Genomic DNA, 16493 nt, shown 5'->3' with positions numbered 1-16493 from the left:
GTAATATGCGCAAAATTCTGCCAATCGCCCTTTCGCCTGTGGCGAAACCTGCGTTAGTGTGTGTATGTCGACAATCATCGGAATACGCAACTTACAGACGAACCGGCAGGGTGCGCAGGCATTTCCGATGGGTATGAGGTAATAGGTCGAGCTAGGAGGCTGGACAGATGGGATTGAAACTCGTCCGTGTAATCGCGGGCCTGTGCATGGCAGGGATGGCCACTACGGCAACCGCTCAGCAGGCGTCAAGCACCAACCGTGTGGCAGCCAAAACCGATTGGAGCGTGTTCGTCGAAGACGATCCCACCGAATGCTGGAGCGTGTCTGCACCCAAGGAAACCGTCAACACACGCGGTGGCCGGGTGGTCTCGGTCCGCCGCAGCGATATCCTGCTGTTCGTGTTCTATCGTCCCAACGCCGAGGTGAAGGGGCAAGTGACCTTTACCGGCGGCTATCCGTTCGCGGCAGGCTCAACCGTCAATCTTGAAATCGACGGGACCGAGTTTGAACTGATCACCGAAGGCGAATGGGCCTGGCCTGCAACCGAAGGCGAAGACCTCAAGGTGGTTGCAGCGATGAAGCGGGGCACTGAGGCTGTTCTGACCGCCCGGTCCGAGCGTGGGACGCAGACCAAGGACACATTCTCGTTGCTGGGTTTCACGGCAGCGATCGAAGACGCCGAGAAACGCTGCACAAACTGATACGTATCTGAAGACACGCGAGACCCCGTCATTTGGCGGGGTTTTCTTTTTTTTGAAGCGCCAAGTGTCGGCTTTACGCCACGTCTGTCTGCAAGTTTGATCCGTATCAAAGCGAGCCTCCGACATTTTTGAACTAATTAGTTCAGCTGAATAGAAGGAGCTTACGAATGCTGAATAAGCCTATTGTTGCGCTGATGATGGCAGTCGCCGTGTTGTTGAGCGCGTGTGAAAAAGATTCTGAAACCTACCCCGTATCCGGTGAGCAATGTGGGCCAGAGGATCCGGTAAAAACTTTGGATGCAGCAGATTGCGATATCCTGCCAGCGGGCATCTGAAGCGGCTTACCTGATAGCATTGATTTCGGCCGCATCGGCGTTGACGGTGCGGCCAATCTGTATTTGGGGCGCAGTAGTTCGCGTGCTACCGTCGGCAGTGGGAACCTCTGGCAGGAGCGAGTTATGCGGTATGTATTGATCACATTGTTGTTTTCCTCTGCGGCACTGGCAGACCCAACGTTGGAATGTTCAGACGCAAGTTCTCAGGTGGAAATTGGGGCGTGTGTTGGCGAGATGGAAGATCGGGTCAGTCTGGCGCTGGAGGAGAGCTACGGATTTGCCATGCAATCGGCCAAAGAGTTGGACGAGATCACCGAGCGGGTGGTGGCGCAGCCCGCCTTGGAAGCTTCGCAATCAGCCTGGGCAAGCTACCGCGATGCGCAGTGCGAAGCGGTGGGCGCTTCCTATGGCGGAGGGTCCGGTACTGGCATCGCCATCACCGCGTGCCGGGTCGATCTGGGACGCGCGCGTGTGGACGAGTTGCTGCGCTTTGCGAATTGATTGATACGATTCCTTTTGATCTTTGCTAGCGATCCTATATAGAGGCGCATCCCAAGCCAGAATCCGTTGAGATAACCACATGTCGCCCAAAGCGCCGATCACTCAAGATGTCATGACCATCCCCCGCAAATTGCCCGAGGGGAAGACTAACCTTGTCGGCCTGACCCGCGCCCAGCTGCGTGAGGTTTTGATCGAACATGGCACGTCGGAAAAGCAGGCCAAGATGCGCACCGGTCAGATCTGGCAATGGATTTATCAATGGGGTGTGCGCGACTTTGCCGAGATGACCAATCTGGCCAAGGCCTATCGCGCACAACTGGCCAAAAACTTCGTGATCGAAATCCCTGAGGTTGTTACGCGTCAGGTGTCCGAGGACGGCACCCGCAAATACCTGTGCCGTATCGCGGGCGGGCACGAGGTTGAGGTCGTGTACATCCCCGAAGAAGATCGCGGCACGCTGTGCATCTCGTCTCAGGTGGGTTGCACGCTGACCTGTTCCTTCTGCCACACCGGCACGCAGAAACTGGTGCGCAACCTGACCGCGGCCGAGATTGTCGGTCAGGTCATGATGGCGCGCGACGATCTTGAGGAATGGCCGGTTCCCGGCGCGCCCAAGGACGAAACCCGTCTGCTGTCGAACATCGTTCTGATGGGCATGGGTGAGCCGCTGTATAATTTCGAAAACGTCCGCGACGCGATGAAGATCGCCATGGATCCCGAGGGGATTTCCCTGTCGCGCCGCCGCATCACCCTGTCGACCTCGGGTGTTGTGCCTGAAATCGCGCGCACGGCTGAGGAAATCGGTTGTCTGCTGGCGATCTCGTTCCATGCCACCACGGATGAAACCCGTGACGTGTTGGTGCCGATCAACAAGCGCTGGAATATCGAGGAACTGCTGGGTGCGCTGGCCAGTTACCCGAACGCATCGAATTCCGAACGGATCACCTTTGAATATGTGATGCTGGATGGCGTGAACGACAGAGACGAGGATGCGCATCGCCTGATCGACCATATCAAGCGTCATAACATCCCGGCCAAGATCAACCTGATCCCGTTCAATGAATGGCCGGGCGCGCCGTACAAGCGCAGCTCGAACAATCGCATCCGGGCCTTTGCGAATATCATTTACCAGGCGGGTTACGCCTCACCCATCCGTAAGACGCGGGGCGAGGATATCATGGCGGCTTGTGGTCAATTGAAATCGGCCACGGAACGCGCCCGAAAATCGCGCAAACAGATCGAGGCCGAAGCCGGGGTGAAAAGCTGAGGCGTGTTATTGTCGCCAAGTGGTCGACAATAAATAAATTCTCGCCTTGCTGTTCTTTGCATTCGAAATTTGGTATGTTTTAAGCGTCGGGGCTGGATCGGCGCATGTCACTCTTGCGCACAAAGCGGTGAAAGCCGTGGTCTGGCCGTGGCGCGTTTGTTCAGGGCCGCTATCTTATTTCAAACATGATAGGCGGCTTTCAGGCGAACCTTAAGAAACAGGTAGGCCATCCATATGTTTTTACGATTTAAACGTGTGTTTTCGATCTCACTGACAGTGCTGTCAATTTCGGGGTTGTCCGCAACCGACGGGTTTGCGCAATCAACTGGTGAGGACGCGCATATTGCCATCGAGAATCCAGCGGATTTGTCCAAGGAGGAAGCATTGCGCATCTATGAATCCCTGCAGCGGCGCATGGCGCGGGGTTATGGCGCTGCACAGCTGGATTTGCTCCTGAATTATCAGAACTGGCCATTGTTCAACGATGCGCCCTATATCTCGGCCACCCATGGTCAGCGGTATGTGAACAGCTATGCCAATCGCATGGCTCATAACTACGGAACGCTGGCCGAGGGGGAAAAGCTGCCCAAAGGCTCGGTTTTGGCCAAGGACAGCGTGACCGTCACGGATGAAGGCAATATCCATCCCGGCGCTTTGTTCGTAATGGAAAAACTGGCCCAAGGCGAAAGCCCCGACACGGGTGACTGGCGTTATATCATGGTGATGCCAGACGGATCGCTGTTCGGGGACACGATGGGTGCGCGCGCAAATTCGGTCGCCTATTGCCATGATTGCCACGAGGCAGTGGCCGACCGGGACTACACCTTTTTCGTACCCGAAGAATACATCGTCGGCAATTGATCAACTGCGCTTGAGGCGGGCGGCTCCGATCACCTCGATCAGGGTCTGACGCACGGGTTCGGGCTGCGCCTCAACCGCGTTCAGCACCTCGCGCAGTTCTGCGCGCAGGCCGTGCATCTGGTCGATCAGCGAAATCATCATCGACAGCGCGTCGGGTTCCATCTCGTATTGCTCATGCAATTCGCAGGCCAGTTCCAGACGGGCGACGTCAAGGCTGTGATAGACCAAGCCCTGATCGGTTTGTTCGGGGATCACGATCTCGGCGGCCAAGTATTCGGTCAACCGGGTCGAGGTCAGGCGGGTGACGGTTGCGATCAGCTGCTCTTCGGTCAGAGTGCGGGTCATGACGGCATTCCTTTACGCGGATCATAACTGTGGCTCTCGCGCCATGTCTCCATGAATTGCTTTAGGTCTTCGTCGATCTGTCCGGGCATCGCGATGGTCAGTTCGATCAGCTGATCGCCGCGCTCGGTTGAGCCGCGTTTCTTAACCCCTTTGCCGCGCAGGCGCAGTGTCTTGCCGCTGCTGGTGCCCGCAGGAACGCTGACGTTAACGCCACCGTCGATGGTGGGTGCAGGGACCTTGCCGCCCAGAATGGCCTCATCAATCGTGATCGGCAGAGTGATATGTATGTCGTCGCCCTGACGATCGAAGACGGGGTGTTTGGCAACCGAGACGGTCACTAGAGCATCACCCGGCGGCCCGTCGCCAAAGCCCGGATCGCCTTTGCCGCGTAGGCGGATGGTTTGGCCGTCGGTGATGCCAGCGGGAATCTTGACTTCGATCCGGTCGCCATCGGGCAGGGTCAGTTTCTGGCTGGCCCCAAAAACCGCATCCAGAAAACTGATCTGCAGGCTGTAGCCTCGATTGTGCCCCGGCGCGTGGAATTCATGGGTGCGCTGGCCGTATCCGCCACGGCCCCGCATGAACTCGGCAAAGATGTCCGACATGTCATCGGGGTCTGCAGCCTGTCCCCGATAAGGGTTCCCGGCGGCCTCGGCGTAGTCGCGATAATAATGCTGCTGTGGGCGTTCCTGACCCGAGGCGTCAATCTCACCATTGTCGAATTGCGCCCGCTTTTCGGGGTCTTTGAGCAAGTCGTAAGCGGCGGCTGCCGCCTTAAACTTGGCTTCGGCCTCGGCATCGCCGGGCTTTAGATCCGGGTGGCATTCCTTGGCGATACGCCGATAAGCCTTTTTGATTTCGGCGGCGCTGGCGTCTTTGGCGACACCAAGGGCGGAATAGGGATCGTCGCTCATCTCACCTCTCGCGGGTCGGGCTGAACAGGTTGGTTTTATCATGCGATTTCAAGGACCCAAAAGGAAGAGGCTTTTGAAACCGCTCGCAAAACCCCGAAAGTCTGCTAACATATGCACGTTTCGAATTATTTTCTGACGGAGACCCCCATGACGCGCAGAATCAAATCCGCCTTGGCCCTGCTGGCCGGCAATGCCATCGGGTTGCTACTGGCCACGCTGCTGCTGTCAGGGTTTGCGATCAAGCCGATCTCTTTCATCGTCGTGGTGATCGTCTTTACGCTGGTGCAGGTGGTGGCCGAGCCGCTGATCCTGAAGCTGGGCGAGAAAAAAGCACCCGCGCTGAAAGGCGGCATCGCGCTGATCGTTACCTTTGTGGGCTTGCTGACAACCGATCTTGTCACTGCCGGGTTGACGGTTGGAGGTATCTCGAACCTGTTGGCGGCCACGCTTCTGGTCTGGCTGGGGGCGCTGATCGCCAGCATAGTGCTGCCGATCTATGTGTTTACAGAATTGCGTGAGCCCAAGAAGAAATCATAGCGCGTTCAGGCTGATTTCAATCGCCTGCCACAGTTCCTCGACCGGTTCACAGCCGACAGACAGGCGGATGAAGGCGGGGTCGACATCGTCGCCCCAGCGCGCGCGGCGTTCTGCTGAACTGTGGACGCCACCAAAGGAGGTTGCGGGACGCAACATCGGGCAGGCGTTGATAAAGGCCTCGGCCTTAGCCTCGGTCTCAAGCGTGATCGACAGCAGGAACCCAAACCGCGACGTCTGTGCCGTGGCCAGCGCATGCGATGGATCGCTAGGCAGTCCGGGATAGCGGATTTGCCTGACCGTCGAGTGGACGGCCAACCGTTCGGCCAGCACCTGCGCCGAGGAACACATACGGTCGAACCGCACATCCAGCGTTTCCAGTCCGCGATGCAACAGCCAAGCCTCATGCGGGCCGGGGATCGCCCCAGAAACGCGGCGCCATTCTACTACCCGTTCCATAATCTGTGCATTGCGACTGGCCACGTGGCCCATCAACAGGTCGGAATGCCCACCCATGGCTTTCGTATCCGAGGCCACAACCACGTCGATGCCCATATCCAGCGGGCGCTGGCCCAGCGGGGTCAGGGTCGTGTTATCAGCAATCGTGATCCCGCCCGCTACACGTACAGCAGTGGCGATAGCAGGCAGGTCCAGCATGTCCAGCCCGGGGTTTGAGGGGCTTTCGACAAAGACCACATCAAAGCCGTCAAACCCGCCCTCGGTAAAGGTGGCCGTTGGGCGTTCGGTGACCGTTACACCCAGCCCGGACAGGAACTGATCGGCCAGCACGCGCGTGACATAGTACCCATCTGACGGAATCAGCAGGTGCGACCCGGCCTTCAGGGTTGCAAACAATGCGGCTGAAATTGCCCCCATGCCAGACGGAAAAGTCAGGCAGGGCGCACCTTCAAGATGGGCCAGCACATGTTCCAGATGCTCCCAAGTGGGGTTGTCGACTCGGCCGTATGTGGGCAGGCCGTCCGTCACGCCCGGCAGATGATACATACTGCTTTGAGTCAGCGGCAGCGTCACCGGCTCACCCGCGTTCAAGGCATTGCCGCGCAGGTGCAGCATCTCTCCGGTCTTCGGGGCCATGGTTCAGCGCCCCGGTATTTCGTCGCGGGGCGGGGCGGGTTCCCAGTTCTCGATGATCTCGACCGCCTCTTGCGCCGTGTCGACAAACCGGAACAGATCAAGGTCTTCGTCCGAGATGGTGCCCGCGTCCGCAAGCGCCTCCCAGTTGATAACCTTTTCCCAGAACTCGCGGCCAAACAACAGGAAGGGCACGCGCTCCATCCGACCGGTTTGGATCAGGGTCAGGGATTCGAACAGCTCATCCATGGTTCCGAACCCGCCGGGAAAGATAGTGATAGCGCGGGCGCGCATCAGGAAATGCATCTTGCGGATGGCGAAATAGTGGAAGTTGAAGCTGAGCTCGGGGGTCACGTATTCGTTCGGCGCTTGTTCGTGCGGCAACACGATGTTCAGGCCGATGGAACAGCCGCTCGCATCCTGCGCGCCGCGATTCCCCGCCTCCATCACGCCGGGGCCACCGCCGGTGACGATGACGTTCTCGCGGCAGCCGGTTTCATTGGATTTCTCAGTCATCAGCCGGGCGAATTCGCGGGCCTCGTCATAGTACTCCGACAGGTTGGCCAGCGTCTGGGTCCGGGCGGTGTGTTTCTGCGACGGCTCGGGAATACGCGCACCACCGAACATGACGATGGTCGAGGTGATCTCACGCTCGGTCATGAGCATCTCGGGTTTCAGCAGTTCCAGCTGCAGGCGAACCGGGCGCAGCTCATCGCGGCACAGGAAATCGTCATCAGCAAAGGCAAGGCGATACGCGGGCGAGCGTGTTTGCGGCGTGTCCGGCACCTCGCTCGCGGTCGAGCGGTCGGTCTGCGCGTCGCGGAAAGGGCTGAGGCGGTCTTCTCTCATGAGTGATGGTTCCCTGCTTGCGTGTTCTTGAAACAGCTATAGGGTTCGCGGGCAGAGTGCCAGTCACGGAAGAACAAGAATGAATTGGAAGAGTGAAATATTGGCGGCTGCCGACCGGATCAACGGTTATGCGCAGGTGACGCCAGTGATGGAAAGCCGGGCCTTGGGGTTGGGTTACCCGGTTGAGATGAAGCTGGAACACCTGCAGCATACCGGCAGTTTCAAGGCGCGCGGGGCGTTCAATACATTGCTGAGCCAGGATGTGCCCAAGGCGGGTATCGTTGCAGCGTCTGGCGGTAATCATGGTGCGGCGGCGGCCTTTGCAGCGCGCGCATTGGGGTATCCGGCAAAGATTTTCGTGCCGGAAATAGCGGGGCCGTCCAAGATCGCGCTGATCGAACGGACGGGCGCGGATCTGAGCGTGGTGCCGGGCGAATACGCTAACGCGCTGACCAGGGCGCAAGCGCATGAGGATGCAACAGGTGCGATGCAAATCCACGCCTATGACGCGCCCGCAACCGTAGCCGGGCAGGGCACCTGTTTCGCCGAGTGGGAGGCGCAGGGTCTGCAGGCCGACACGGTTCTGATTGCCGTCGGCGGCGGTGGCTTGATCGCGGGCGCGCTGGGCTGGTTGCAGGGCGCGCGCAAGGTTGTGGCGGTCGAGCCCGAAACCTCATGCGCGCTGAACGCGGCACTTCAGGCCGGAGAGCCTGTGGATGTTACCGTTTCGGGTATTGCCGCCAATGCGCTGGGCGCGCGGCGGATCGGGTCGATCTGTTTCGGACTGGCGCAGGGGCTGGCATCGGTTCTGGTCAATGACGAGGCCATCGCCGAAGCCCAGCAGGTTCTGTGGCGCACGCATCGGATTTTGGTAGAGCCAGCGGGCGCGACCGCATTGGCTGCGCTGCTGTCTGGTGCCTATCAGCCGGAACCCAATGAGCGTGTGGCGGTGCTGGTTTGTGGTGGGAACCTCTCGCCGGACCCATTGAACGGCTGAAACTGCAGCAATCAGCCGCAAAGCGCGCATTCTGCGTCGCATTGCGGCCTGTCCCCTGCTTGCGTATAGGCAACACCAACGTGAACAGATTCTGCAGGGAGCCGCCAAATGTCCAACGCGCAACTGGAAGCCGCTATCGAAGCCGCCTGGGAGGCACGCGATACCATCACCCCCGCCACCTCAGGCGAACAACGCGAGGCGATCGAAGATACGCTGAACGCGCTGGACAGCGGTTCGCTGCGTGTGGCCGAAAAGATGGACAGCGGCGACTGGCATGTGAACCAGTGGGCCAAAAAGGCGGTTCTGCTGGGCTTCCGCATCAAGGACATGGAGATTCAGTCGGGCGGTCCGCAGGCCGGCGGCTGGTGGGATAAGGTGGACAGCAAATTCGCGGGTTGGGGCGAGGATCAGTGGCGCACCGCCGGGTTCCGCGCCGTACCGAACTGCGTGGTTCGCAAATCCTCCTATGTCGCGCCCGGCGTGGTGCTGATGCCGTCTTTCGTGAACCTAGGCGCTTATGTCGACGAGGGCACCATGGTCGACACCTGGGCCACCGTGGGGTCCTGCGCACAGATCGGCAAGAATGTACACCTGTCGGGTGGCGTCGGCATCGGTGGTGTGTTGGAACCGATGCAGGCAGGCCCCACCATCATCGAAGACAATTGCTTTATCGGCGCGCGCTCTGAGGTGGTCGAAGGCTGCATCGTTCGCGAAGGCTCGGTTCTGGGCATGGGTGTGTTCATCGGCAGGTCGACCAAGATCGTTGACCGCGAAACCGGCGAGGTCACATATGGCGAAGTGCCGCCCTATTCGGTGGTTGTTGCCGGATCGATGCCATCAAAGAACAATATCAGCCTGTACTGCGCGGTGATCGTGAAACGTGTGGATGAAAAGACCCGCTCGAAAACCGGGATCAATGAATTGTTGCGGGACTAACAGGTAAGAAAAAAGATAATGCCCGAACCACGTTCGGGCATTTCATTTGTTTAAGCTCGGTTATCGAGCGATCTGATTGTTGGCGTCCGCGAGCTATATTCTCGTCATCTGACCAACACCAGATAAGCTTAGTTAGCGATCTTCGCCTGGACGTTCGACTGCGCTGCCATTTTCTTCGCCGCTAGTGTAGCCACTGCCGTTGGATTCACCGTCGTCTCCGCCGCCGGATTCACCGCCGTCATTGGGTTCACTGCCGTCATCGCCGTCATTGGGTTCACTGCCGTCATCGCCATCGTTGGGTTCACTGCCATCGTCACCGCCGGATTCACCGCCGTCATTGGGTTCACTGCCGTCATCGCCACCACCGGAACTGTCGCCGTCATCGCCACCACCGGAACTGTCGCCTTCATCGCCGCCACCGGAACTGTCGCCGTCATCGCCACCACCGGAACTGTCGCCTTCATCGCCGCCACCGGAACTGTCGCCTTCATCGCCGCCACCGGAGCTGTCGCCTTCATCGCCGCCACCGGAGCTGTCGCCTTCATCGCCGCCACCGGAGCTGTCGCCTTCATCGCCGCCGCCGGAACCGCCACCTTCTTCGCCGCCGCCGCTGGCTTCAGCTTGCACAGAGTTGGTGGATGCGATTGTCACAACAAAAGCTGCGGGAGCCAGAGCTAGAACGGACACACTTGCCACGGTAGTTAGGAGTTTAGACAAAGTACTCATTGAACTTTCCTTTGTTAAAAAATTGCGACCAATAGTGTTGGGTATTCTAAATTTCGCATGCCATACCTCGTATCGACCTAAAGATGTGGCGCTGCCGTAAGCTAATTTCCGCGCAAATAAACCCGGGCTGTCGGCGAAATTGTACCGATTTCAACCATGCGGATTCTCAATAATATTCCTGTCAATCCAGTGGGGAAATTTTTGCTAGTAACGTGTGTCAATTTTGCATGAAGGCGGAAGCCTGTTGGCTTTGATGCAACGTATTTCGGTTGCCCACAAATCGAATCAGGTCTTGCTGCCGGATCGTTCTATCAGTTGACCATGCCTTGTTGCGCCCGTAATGCAGGCGCCATGGAAAAGCAAAAGAAACCCTCGCGTCAGCAAGTCTATACCCTGCTTGTGCAGATCGGCCGCAAGGATGGCGATGGCCTGCCCGACGGCGCGACCGGCGCGGCGCTGATGTGTTTCGCCAGTGGCGTGGATGAGGCCGAAGCCGTGCGCGAGACCGTGGCGATCCTGAAACAGGCAGACACCGCGCCGCTGGACGTCACCGGCTATGGTACATTGGCCGAGCGAGAAGCACAGGGCCATGACATTGACGCCGACGAGCGCGCGCTGATGCAGCGGGCATTGGATGAAAACGCGGTCATAGTCGCGCAGATGACGCCGTTTTTCGGCGATGAGGAGCAGGGTTAGTTCCGAACCCCGAACCACTTGCGGTATATCTCGTCATAGGTGCCGTCTTCACGCAGCGACAGCAGCGCCTGATTGACGTCCTCGACCAAGGGTGATCCCGTCGGGAAGGCGATCCCGTAATTCTCTCGCAAGAACACGCCGCCGGTCACCGATGCGATCCGTCGTCCTTCGTGCGAGGCATAGTAAGACAGGATCGGCGCGTCAAAAACAACCGCGTCCAGCTCTTTGTCCTTGAAGGCGGTCAGCATCTCATCCAGACCGGAATATCCGGTAAACTCGATCTCGCGCCGGTTCAGGAAATTGGCGGCGGTCGAGTTCGAAATCGTGCCCACCTGTTTGCCATACAGATCGTTGACCGAATTCACGTTGCCGCTGATCGCATCCACCGTCATGACCGAGGTGATGCGCGCGGTAAAAACCGACACGATGAACAGGGATGACACCACCAGAACCACGCCCAGCACACGGCCAAACGGGGTGCGCGGCATGCGTTCTTCGAACCCGCCATTGACCACCAGGTTCAGCGCCCACCAGAAGGACGGGAACCATGCCTCATTCAATTTGCGGTCGAAATAGGGCTGCGAGCGGCGCTCGAACCCCCACATCAGCATGCCACCGCCCAACAGGATGGCAAAGGCCAGGCCAATGGCGATGAACAATTCGGTCGACAGCAACGCATGCAGCAGCGAGGGCCGGCGTGCGGCCTCGGACGGGACCATGATCTGCAAACCGGCCTCAAAGATCGGCTGGCTGAAATCCATCTGCGTTTCGCGCGCCGCGGTGATCGAGATGTTGGCGATGGCCAGATCGGCGGTACCGTCCTGCACTGCACCCAGCATGTCGCTGAACGCCTCGACCCGGTTGACCGAATAGTCCCAATCCAGCGACTGGGCCAGCGCCGCCAGCAGATCCATGGAAAAACCGGTCTGTGCCCCGTCTTCGACATAGGAAAACGGAGGGCGGGTCACGGTGGTGACGTCCAGTGTCTGCGCCTGGGCTTGTTGTGCAAGCGTGGCGAAGGTCAGGCAGATCAGTGCGAATAGGGCGCGTATCATCGTCAGTTTACCTGTTTGGCGCGGCTCTAACGCAATTTTGACGGGTGCGGCAAGGTAGTCGCGGGGTCAAGGTCCGTGTTTTATTGGGGTATCGGCGCGATACAAACAGAAAAAAGCCCGTGGAATCGGGCGTGCGGGGGTTGGCAATCGGCCCAATTCGTTGAATCTGTGCGCGAACCAGCGCCCGAATGAAGCAAAGAGGTCTCACCATGACAGATCCGGTAGAATTGACAGCGGACCTAATCCGTTGCCCATCGGTCACACCCGAAGAAGGTGGCGCGCTGGTGTTGTTGGAAAAGTTATTGTCGGATGCGGGGTTCGATTGCACGCGGGTCGATCGCGGGGGTGTCGCCAACCTGTTCGCGCGCTGGGGCAAAAAGGGCCATGCGCGCAGCTTTGGGTTCAATGGCCATACTGATGTTGTTCCGGTCGGGGATGAAGCCGCCTGGACCATGCTGCCCTTTGGGGCGGAAATCCGCGACGGCGTGATGTACGGGCGGGGGACGACCGACATGAAATCCGGCGTGGCGGCCTTTGCGGCAGCGGCGGTGGATTTCGTGCAAGATACGCCACCAGACGGTGCAGTCATTCTGGCCATCACCGGGGATGAAGAAGGTGATGCCGTGGACGGCACAACCGCGTTGCTGGATTACATGGACCGCGCCGATGAACGGATGTCGGTCTGTCTGGTCGGCGAACCGACCTGCCCGAACACGATGGGTGAGATGATGAAGATCGGGCGTCGTGGCTCGATGACGGCGTGGTTCACGGTGACCGGTGTACAGGGGCATTCGGCCTATCCGCATCGCGCCAAAAACCCGCTGCCTGCAATGGCGCGGCTGATGCACGACCTGGCCAGTCATGAGTTGGATCAGGGCACGGATCATTTCGATGCCTCGACGCTGGCCGTTGTGAATATCGATACCGGAAATACAGCAACCAATGTGATCCCGGCGCAATGCCGTGGGGCAGTGAATATACGGTTCAACGATTTGCACTCGGGTGCAAGCCTAAGCGACTGGTTGCGGGCCGATGCGCAACGTGTGGCTAAGGCATATGACGTCGAGGTCGATATCAAAATCAAAATCTCAGGCGAAAGCTTTCTGACCCCTCCCGGCCCACTGTCGGATCTGGTGGCGCAAGCGGTCGAGGCGGAAACGGGCCTGCGACCCGAGATGTCCACGACCGGCGGTACTTCGGACGCGCGGTTTGTGAAAAACCACTGCCCGGTGGTCGAATTCGGCCTGGTCGGTCGCACGATGCATCAGGTGGATGAATGCGTCGAGGTGGCGCAGATCGACCAGCTCAAGGCGATCTACATGCGCATCCTGCAGGATTATTTCGCCTGATCCATGCAGCGGACTCTGGTCATCATGGTCAAGGAACCGCGCCCGGGGCGGGTAAAGACCCGTTTGGGTCGCGATATTGGCATGGTCGGCGCAGCCTGGTGGTTTCGGCATCAGACACAGTCGTTGATCCGGCGGTTACGCGATCCGCGCTGGCAGATTGTCCTGGCGGTCTCCCCGGACCGCGAGGGGCTGAACAGCCGTATCTGGCCGGTGGATCTGCTGCGAGTGCCACAGGGGAACGGTGATCTGGGCGATCGCATGGGCCGGATGTTGCGGGACATGCCAAAAGGTCCGATCTGTTTAATTGGTGCGGATATTCCCGGCATCACGCGGGGGCATATTGCGCGGGCGTTCAAGGCGCTGGGCTCGGCGCAAATGGTGTTCGGGCCTGCGCCGGACGGGGGCTACTGGCTGGTTGGCGCGCAACGCTATGGGGCAATGTCCACGAACCTGTTCCGCGATGTACGCTGGTCCACGGAACACGCACTGGCCGATACTCTGGTCTCAATCCCCGGAACGCGGGTGGCTTTTCTGGATCATCTGCGTGACGTGGACACGGTTGCCGATCTGAAACCCTGATCTTTTTTAGTCATGACGCCGTCGCATCCCCGTGATACGCCGGACTTATGACTCGCATCCCTACCAAGCAAGAGGTCCTCGATTGGATCTCGGCGAACCCCACCCTGACCTCGAAACGCGATATCGCCAAGGCCTTTGGCATCAAGGGTGCAGATCGAATTGATCTGAAGCGTATCCTAAAAGAGCTTGAGGCCGAAGGGCATCTGGAAAAGCGCAAGCGCAGCTATCGTGACCCGGACCGGTTGCCGCCAGTCAGCGTGTTGCAAGTAAAGGCTCCGAATGCCGATGGTGACCTGTTCGCGCGCCCGCTGGAATGGCATGGTGAAGGCGTTGAACCCATCGTTCTGATCGTTGCGCGCGCCAGCGATCCGGCGCTGGGCGAGGGCGACCGAATTCTGGCTCGCCTGACGGTGGTACATGAAGAAGACCACAACTACGAAGCGCGCCTGATTCGACGTATCGGAACCAATCCGCGCAGGATCGTCGGTATCTTCCGTAAAGGGGCTGAGGGTGGACGGATCGTCCCCATCGACAAGACCGGCTCGACCGAATGGCTGGTGCATGACGGTGCGGTGCTGGGTGCCAAGGATGGCGAACTGGTCGAGGCCGAACAGGCAGGCCCCAAGAACCGCATGGGTCTGCCGCGCGCCCGTATCGTCGAGCGGCTGGGTGACCCATCGGCACCCAAGGCGGTGTCGCTGATCGCGATCCACCAGCACGGTATCCCCGACGATTTCCCTGATAAGGTGATTGCCGAGGCCGATAAGGCCAAACCCGTCGGCCTGAAAGGGCGCGAAGACCTGCGGGACATGCCGTTGCTGACCATCGACCCCTCGGACGCGCGCGACCATGACGACGCCTGTTATGCGCACGCGGATGAGGACCCGAAAAACCCCGGCGGCCATGTGATCTGGGTCGCCATCGCGGATGTTGCTGCTTATGTGCAGCCGGGAACCGCACTGGATCGCGAGGCGCGAAAGCGTGGTAATTCCAGCTATTTCCCGGATCGTGTGGTGCCGATGTTGCCGGATCGCCTGTCTGGCGATCTGTGTTCGCTGCACGAAGGCGTTCCGCGCGCCTGTATCGCCGTACGGATGCAGATCGACGCAGACGGCAACAAGATCGAACACCGGTTTGTGCGGGGCCTTATGCGTTCGGCAGCTTCGCTGAACTATGCCGAGGTGCAGGACGCCATTGACGGTAACCCGAATGACCGCACCGGACCTTTGTTGGAAACTGTTCTGAAACCGCTCTACGCCGCTTATGCGGCCCTGAAGAAGGCGCGCGCCGAACGGCAGCCGCTGGAGCTGGACCTGCCGGAACGCAAGATCGTTCTCAGCGATGCGGGCGAAGTGACCAGCGTGGCGTTCCGCGAGCGGTTGGACGCCCATAAGCTGATCGAGGAGTTCATGATCCTCGCCAACGTCGCCGCCGCCGAGACCCTGATTGCCAAGCGCCGCCCGCTGCTGTTCCGCGTGCATGAAGAGCCCGCGCCTGAGAAACTGGAAAGTCTGCGGGAAACGGCGCAGGCCGCCGGTCTTAATTTGGCCAAGGGCCAGGTTCTGCAAACCCGGCATCTGAATGCGCTGTTGAACGCCGCCGCCGGGACCGAGGATGCCGAGTTGATCAACCTCAGCACATTGCGGTCGATGGCGCAGGCGTATTACAACCCAGAAAACTTCGGTCATTTTGGCCTGGCACTGCGGAACTATGCGCATTTCACCTCGCCCATTCGACGCTATTCTGACCTGATCGTGCATCGGGCGCTGATCACGGCGCATGGTTGGGGTGACGACGGTCTGACCGAGGATGAAATCGCCAGGCTGGAAGAAACCGCCACCCATATTTCGGACACCGAGCGGCGTTCGATGATGGCCGAACGGGATACGACAGATCGCTACCTGGCTGCCTATCTCAGCGAGCGCGTAGGCAATGAGTTCAGTGGCCGTATCAGTGGTATCGCCCGGTTCGGGGCCTTTGTGAAAATGGACGAAACCGGTGCGGATGGTCTGGTGCCCGTCCGATCACTCGGGCGCGAATTCTTCCATTTCGACCGTGAGGCAGGGACGCTGATGGGATCGGACACCGGGCTGATCATCGCCATCGGACAGCGTGTCACCGTGCGTCTTACCGCGGCGACGCCTGTGACCGGCGGTTTGGAACTGGAATTGTTGTCCATTGACGATCAGGCCCTGCCACGGGGACGCGGTGCGAAAGGGCGGCCAACCCGACGCAAAGCGGTTAGCAACAAGCGCAAGAAAGACAAGATCAAACGCAAGGTCGAACGCAAACGCCGTCAGAGGTGATAGGTCAGCGCCCGCGCAATCAGCCAGCCATGGCGCGTCGGGTCGATCTGCGCGGGGTCGTCAAACAACACGGCCCTGTTGCCATCCAGCCGATCCTCGCTGGGAAAGGCCGAGGTGAAATCACCCATCAACCGGCTTTGGCAATGCACATACAGTGCAAATCGCGCGGACTTATGCGTGCCGATCCGGATTGTTGAACCCTTTGGGGCCAGATAGGCGGGCTGACCCCAGCGCAGCGATTCCTGCAAAGGCTGCGCGTCGGGCAAGGACGCGGCAGTGTCAAAGATCAAGTCACGCAGGGCAAGCGCCCCGACACGAGCATCAAATGGCAGCGCGTCAAATGCCGCGGCAACTTTTGGATCGTCAAAGGGTGTCATCTCAGCAGCTTATTCGGTTTGGCCGGGCGCGTCAGGTATTTTGGTCTGAGTGCTTTGTGAATCTCTCACTTTG

19 protein-coding genes are annotated in these 16493 nt (G+C 59.3%); 12 read left to right on the top strand and 7 right to left on the bottom strand.

The features are described from left to right. Window positions 1–167 precede the first annotated feature (167 nt). From ACR0AL_RS16795 to ACR0AL_RS16775, 5 genes are all read left to right on the top strand, one after another. Window positions 168–701: an invasion associated locus B family protein gene (locus tag ACR0AL_RS16795; protein ID WP_170351115.1), complete on the top strand. Its 534-nt coding sequence runs from the start codon at window positions 168–170 to the stop codon at window positions 699–701. 167 nt (window positions 702–868) lie between these two features. After that, window positions 869–1036 (top strand): hypothetical protein, encoded by a 168-nt coding sequence (locus ACR0AL_RS16790; RefSeq protein ID WP_170351114.1) that lies wholly within the window; start codon window positions 869–871, stop codon window positions 1034–1036. Window positions 1037–1159: 123 nt separating this feature from the next. Further along, window positions 1160–1537 carry a lysozyme inhibitor LprI family protein gene (locus ACR0AL_RS16785; protein ID WP_170351113.1) on the top strand — a complete coding sequence of 126 codons (378 nt, stop codon included), beginning with the start codon at window positions 1160–1162 and terminating at the stop codon, window positions 1535–1537. A 79-nt stretch (window positions 1538–1616) separates the two neighbouring features. Further along, window positions 1617–2804, top strand: coding sequence for a dual-specificity RNA methyltransferase RlmN (rlmN, locus tag ACR0AL_RS16780; protein WP_480663937.1), 1188 nt, complete (start codon window positions 1617–1619; stop codon window positions 2802–2804). A 234-nt stretch (window positions 2805–3038) separates the two neighbouring features. Next, complete coding sequence (locus ACR0AL_RS16775; protein WP_170413991.1) at window positions 3039–3665, top strand: cytochrome P460 family protein; 627 nt, start codon at window positions 3039–3041, stop codon at window positions 3663–3665. Here the strand turns inward: ACR0AL_RS16775 and ACR0AL_RS16770 are convergent, their stop codons facing one another. Continuing rightward, a complete protein-coding gene (locus tag ACR0AL_RS16770) occupies window positions 3666–4010 on the bottom strand; it encodes a hypothetical protein (RefSeq protein WP_170351110.1) in 345 nt (114 codons plus the stop codon). After that, window positions 4007–4924, bottom strand: coding sequence for a DnaJ C-terminal domain-containing protein (locus tag ACR0AL_RS16765; RefSeq protein ID WP_170351109.1), 918 nt, complete (start codon window positions 4922–4924; stop codon window positions 4007–4009). The genes ACR0AL_RS16770 and ACR0AL_RS16765 overlap by 4 nt, the downstream gene beginning before the upstream one ends. 147 nt (window positions 4925–5071) lie before the next feature. On the opposite strand from ACR0AL_RS16765, the gene ACR0AL_RS16760 reads away from it, so the two are divergent. Then, window positions 5072–5461, top strand: coding sequence for a hypothetical protein (locus tag ACR0AL_RS16760; RefSeq protein WP_170351108.1), 390 nt, complete (start codon window positions 5072–5074; stop codon window positions 5459–5461). Here ACR0AL_RS16760 and ACR0AL_RS16755 read toward each other — a convergent pair. Together ACR0AL_RS16755 and ACR0AL_RS16750 are read right to left on the bottom strand one after the other, a co-directional pair. Further along, the gene (locus ACR0AL_RS16755) at window positions 5456–6553 is read right to left on the bottom strand and encodes a cystathionine gamma-lyase (protein WP_480638184.1); all 1098 of its coding nucleotides are present in this window, start codon (window positions 6551–6553) and stop codon (window positions 5456–5458) included. The genes ACR0AL_RS16760 and ACR0AL_RS16755 overlap by 6 nt on opposite strands. 3 nt (window positions 6554–6556) lie before the next feature. Then, window positions 6557–7399: an LOG family protein gene (locus ACR0AL_RS16750; RefSeq protein WP_480663935.1), complete on the bottom strand. Its 843-nt coding sequence runs from the start codon at window positions 7397–7399 to the stop codon at window positions 6557–6559. A gap of 79 nt (window positions 7400–7478) precedes the next feature. Between ACR0AL_RS16750 and ACR0AL_RS16745 the strand changes: the two genes are divergently transcribed. Together ACR0AL_RS16745 and dapD are read left to right on the top strand one after the other, a co-directional pair. Continuing rightward, on the top strand, window positions 7479–8396 hold the full coding sequence (locus tag ACR0AL_RS16745) for a threonine/serine dehydratase (protein WP_170553242.1): 918 nt from the start codon (window positions 7479–7481) through the stop codon (window positions 8394–8396). 108 nt (window positions 8397–8504) lie between these two features. After that, on the top strand, window positions 8505–9332 hold the full coding sequence (gene dapD / locus ACR0AL_RS16740) for a 2,3,4,5-tetrahydropyridine-2,6-dicarboxylate N-succinyltransferase (protein WP_480663932.1): 828 nt from the start codon (window positions 8505–8507) through the stop codon (window positions 9330–9332). 132 nt (window positions 9333–9464) lie between these two features. Here the strand turns inward: dapD and ACR0AL_RS16735 are convergent, their stop codons facing one another. Continuing rightward, window positions 9465–10058, bottom strand: coding sequence for a hypothetical protein (locus ACR0AL_RS16735; protein WP_480663931.1), 594 nt, complete (start codon window positions 10056–10058; stop codon window positions 9465–9467). Between the two features lie 351 nt (window positions 10059–10409). Between ACR0AL_RS16735 and ACR0AL_RS16730 the strand changes: the two genes are divergently transcribed. Next, window positions 10410–10754 (top strand): hypothetical protein, encoded by a 345-nt coding sequence (locus ACR0AL_RS16730; protein ID WP_170351102.1) that lies wholly within the window; start codon window positions 10410–10412, stop codon window positions 10752–10754. Here ACR0AL_RS16730 and ACR0AL_RS16725 read toward each other — a convergent pair. Beyond that, window positions 10751–11809 (bottom strand): transporter substrate-binding domain-containing protein, encoded by a 1059-nt coding sequence (locus ACR0AL_RS16725; RefSeq protein WP_170351101.1) that lies wholly within the window; start codon window positions 11807–11809, stop codon window positions 10751–10753. The two genes, ACR0AL_RS16730 and ACR0AL_RS16725, sit on opposite strands and share 4 nt — an antisense overlap. Before the next feature lie 209 nt (window positions 11810–12018). Between ACR0AL_RS16725 and dapE the strand changes: the two genes are divergently transcribed. Genes dapE through rnr form a run of 3 tightly spaced genes read left to right on the top strand, consistent with a single transcriptional unit; the run spans window position 12019 to window position 16043 of the window. Continuing rightward, the gene (dapE, locus tag ACR0AL_RS16720; RefSeq protein ID WP_480663929.1) at window positions 12019–13158 is read left to right on the top strand and encodes a succinyl-diaminopimelate desuccinylase; all 1140 of its coding nucleotides are present in this window, start codon (window positions 12019–12021) and stop codon (window positions 13156–13158) included. A gap of 3 nt (window positions 13159–13161) precedes the next feature. Next, the gene (locus ACR0AL_RS16715; RefSeq protein WP_170398122.1) at window positions 13162–13737 is read left to right on the top strand and encodes a TIGR04282 family arsenosugar biosynthesis glycosyltransferase; all 576 of its coding nucleotides are present in this window, start codon (window positions 13162–13164) and stop codon (window positions 13735–13737) included. A 47-nt stretch (window positions 13738–13784) separates the two neighbouring features. Continuing rightward, on the top strand, window positions 13785–16043 hold the full coding sequence (gene rnr, locus ACR0AL_RS16710) for a ribonuclease R (RefSeq protein ID WP_480663926.1): 2259 nt from the start codon (window positions 13785–13787) through the stop codon (window positions 16041–16043). Here rnr and ACR0AL_RS16705 read toward each other — a convergent pair. After that, entirely contained in the window at window positions 16034–16420 is a 387-nt protein-coding gene (locus ACR0AL_RS16705; RefSeq protein WP_480663924.1) for a DUF1801 domain-containing protein, read from the bottom strand. The genes rnr and ACR0AL_RS16705 overlap by 10 nt on opposite strands. Window positions 16421–16493 lie beyond the last annotated feature (73 nt).

It is taken from the genome of Ruegeria sp. BB1, from assembly GCF_056539465.1.
Note: the sequence above shows the minus strand (reverse complement) of the source record. Positions and strands in the feature narration are given on the sequence as shown.